This window comes from Candidatus Obscuribacterales bacterium (genome assembly GCA_036703605.1).
Lineage (GTDB): Bacteria > Cyanobacteriota > Cyanobacteriia > RECH01 > RECH01 > RECH01.
This window is the reverse complement of record DATNRH010000257.1, coordinates 1-1,539: the sequence shown is the minus strand read 5'-3', so window position 1 is coordinate 1,539 and position 1,539 is coordinate 1. Positions and strand designations below refer to the sequence as shown.

2 protein-coding genes are annotated in these 1,539 nt (G+C 51.0%); one reads left to right on the top strand and one right to left on the bottom strand.

Annotated elements, in window-relative coordinates; translation table 11 throughout:
• A partial coding sequence (locus V6D20_05310; GenBank protein ID HEY9815208.1) for a hypothetical protein occupies nt 1-278 on the top strand: 278 nt, incomplete at its 5' end.
• Nucleotides 279-411: 133 nt separating this feature from the next.
• On the opposite strand, the gene V6D20_05305 is transcribed toward V6D20_05310, so the two are convergent.
• On the bottom strand, nt 412-1,539 hold a 1,128-nt coding region (locus tag V6D20_05305), incomplete at its 5' end, for a hypothetical protein (GenBank protein ID HEY9815207.1).

The window sequence follows — 1,539 nt, the reverse complement described above, 5'->3', positions numbered from 1 at the left end:
CCCCATTGGAGCGCTGTGTTCTTTCGGTCATGTTGGTTATGGGCAAAGGAAGCATGGGTGTTTTCAAAGTCAAGTTGGTCTTGGATCATAGCTTTCCAATCATGGAATTTGCCAGCAGCCTTCCAGTTCTTGCCTACCTCTTGAAGGGCAATGGCATCAATTTCGTGTCGGCGGCAGTCAGTGAAGAGTTGGTGGCACTTGGGGTCGTCTATCCTTGCTGGCAGTCGGTTGATATTATGAGAAACCAATCGGAAGATTTGATCCTTTTTGGGGCCTAAGACATCTCCAAAATATTGGTGTTCCGCCACTGGTGGGTGTGGTTGGGTGTTATTTCCTTGTTGTTGGTGGCAATGTTGTTGATTCCCTTGTGTGGCTCCTGGCTGGGCTTGCCTCCCAGTGGAGCCAGAAGGGTTAACCAGCATTGCCAGCACCAGCTGGGCTGGTGCCGGCGTCAGATCCAATGGAAGGGGCTAAACCTTCCCCTCTAGCAGCAGATGTCAGCTGGGCAGAAGAGGTGTTAGAGGAGGTTTGAGGTTGAACTGGGCGCGTGGGCTGTTGGCCTGGGAGGTAAAGGCCATCAGAGAAAGTCTTGAGGGATAGGTCATCAGGATGGTTTCCAGTCTTCTGGGATTGGTCAGAAGAGGCATCAGTGGCAGCAGAGTCAACTTCAGCATGTTTGCGTTTTTTACTTGAATCAGAGTCATCATTTGTGTTGGAGAGAGCTTCAGTTTGTTTAACAACCGTGAGATCAAAGGTCATCTGGGCGGGCATGTCATTAGTTTCCATTTCTTGCTGGGTTTCTTCCATGTGTGTATCGTCGGTAGTTTCCCAGGTGCCATCTGCTTGGATCGTGATTTCGTGGGCCTGGTGGTGGTAGGCCTGGTAGATCCAAGCTTTCATGGCATCCTTACTGATATAATGAGCAATCATGGCAGGAAGGGCGCCAAGGATTGACATGGCGTCAGGGACTCGTTCATGGAAGGCAGTAATCACAACTTGCAGTTGACCATTTCGTGTCATCTGATCAACTGAGTGGAACATACGGCGTTTGAGGTCTTTCGTCCTATCCTGGGCCAGAGGGGATGGGGATTGATCCCCCTGTGGTGGATAAGGGTAGGGGATGGTCATGAGGAATTCGCGAAGAGTGATGGGAGCAGATCCCCCTGGAAGGGTGTAGGGGAGATCAAGTTCTTCAATCATGGCAGTGGCGTCTTGATCAATGTATTTCAAGTGAGTAGTGAAACGTTCATGGTTCGCCAGCATAGCCTGCCGCCGTTGGGCCAGCTTGGGGCCACCTAGCAGTAAGGCCATCTCAGGGATAAAGATTGTATAACGGAAGCCAGGGCGAGTGAAGATAGTCGTAGTTTTGGGGCTGTACATGTCGTTCAGGATGGGTTTCAATTTGCGGAGCTGGTCGGTTTGACAGAGGAGTTCAACACATTTGCGGGGGCGGTTATGGAGCCAAGAGGATCGGTCAGTTTTCCCTGGAGAGGGTCGGAGTTCAGGGATAGCAGAGATTCGGGCACCAATTTGGAAGTT